The sequence below is a fragment of the Rhodovulum imhoffii genome (assembly GCF_003046545.1).
GTDB lineage: Bacteria > Pseudomonadota > Alphaproteobacteria > Rhodobacterales > Rhodobacteraceae > Rhodovulum > Rhodovulum imhoffii.
Map to the genome: position 1 here is coordinate 1 of NZ_QAAA01000054.1, position 1,377 is coordinate 1,377.

Sequence of the window (1,377 nt, forward strand, 5' to 3'; positions counted from 1 at the left end):
CACTTGGTCACAGTGACGCTGTATAGGCGCTCGGCGTCAGGCCCAGATACGATGCGAGGTGGCGCCGCGACGAGAATGATCGCGCAAAAATCTCTCGAGCAAGAATGGCGGAGGCCGCTCCGCCAATGCCTTGCAGCCGACAGAGATCGAGCCGTTTCTGCTCGACGGCAGGCGACTGCGCATCGGCCGTGTCCCGCTCTTTCTCCACCAGACGTAGCTGGTCTTGGACCACGACCAGTTGTGCGTATTCTCTTTCCAATTCGGCAAGTAGGCGCGGTGGTATCGGGTGCCCTTCCGCCGTTCTGAGCTCATTGAAATCTATGCGCGTCCGGCGCAAGCGTGGCTCCACATCCCGAATGCCTTGGGCAAACAGGAGACCCTTGATACGGTTCACGTGGGCCGTTCTCTCGTGAATGAGCCTGTCGCGCTCGCGATGCGACCGGCAGGCGCCCTCTTCCTCGACGGTCAAGACGCGAACCTGCGCGACTGACAAGCTCGACCCCCCGGTGAGCACGAGGCCCATCGCGAGCTACACCATCTCAGGGGACGGCACAATCAAGGGACGCGGATATCATAACCTTCTGCCTGTAGAAACCGCGCCAACCAGAACCCGTCATGGCCAGCCTCGAAACAGAGAACCATATCCTCAGCTCTTGAGGTTCGTCGTAGCCGGGCGAGCAAACCCGACGTAACGCCGCCAGTCAGGCGATAAATGGAAGGCTTGTCGCGATCAGGCTTGGCGACACCGATGACCCAGCTGCGCTTGCTCAGTTCAATCGCGACAAATGTCTTCGGTTTGATAGTATCGTGATGGTCCATGAATAGGTCTCCCGCAAAAAAGTAGATGCGGCCAGGCGACCCAAACAGCGCGTTCCGCCCTCATAGGATCTTTTTGGGAATATGCCCTTGCAGACCCGGGCACTTCGTCGTAATTAGCCGCCCACCGTTGGGGTGTAGCCAAGTGGTAAGGCAGCGGTTTTTGGTACCGTGTATCGTAGGTTCGAATCCTACCACCCCAGCCACGGTTTCGGATTGTGATGTTCGGTGTGAATCGGAAATTGTCCGGCTTGAAACGCAACTTTTACAAAATTTTACGGTTTTGACGGGTGGGTTTCAGCCTGGTTGGCTGTTTTCTAGTTTCCAAGAACTGCCACGGTGCATGAGGTCTGGAGGCTCTGGATCCGGCACCCTGGACGGAACCGGCCATTCGCGGCAGATGAGAAATGACTTGCCCTGAGCCAATAAAGCGGTCGTTGGGCAGGGGCTAGGTGTTCAGTCCCGGTGAACCGCGCCGGGTTTTCCGGAGGCTCCAACTTCTGAGTAGGATGGAGCATCATGAGCAAGACGACGAGCAAGTATTCCCCCGCAGTACTCGAG

2 protein-coding genes and 1 tRNA gene are annotated in these 1,377 nt (G+C 57.7%); 1 reads left to right on the plus strand and 2 read right to left on the minus strand.

Features of this window, described 5'->3' with window-relative positions:
- Positions 1-7: 7 nt before the first annotated feature.
- Both C8N32_RS14765 and C8N32_RS14770 read right to left on the minus strand, forming a co-directional pair.
- Entirely contained in the window at positions 8-394 is a 387-nt protein-coding gene (locus C8N32_RS14765) for a transposase (RefSeq protein ID WP_170106826.1), read from the minus strand.
- 161 nt (positions 395-555) lie between these two features.
- A complete protein-coding gene (locus C8N32_RS14770) occupies positions 556-819 on the minus strand; it encodes a hypothetical protein (protein WP_107893712.1) in 264 nt (87 codons plus the stop codon).
- Positions 820-947: 128 nt separating this feature from the next.
- Here C8N32_RS14770 and C8N32_RS14775 point away from each other — a divergent pair.
- Positions 948-1,022: transfer RNA gene (locus C8N32_RS14775), tRNA-Gln, on the plus strand.
- Positions 1,023-1,377 lie beyond the last annotated feature (355 nt).

Bases quoted from the DNA above. Each gene is read 5' to 3' on its own strand.
- C8N32_RS14770 (WP_107893712.1), bottom strand. From the start codon at position 819: ATGGACCATCACGATACTATCAAACCGAAGACATTTGTCGCGATTGAA.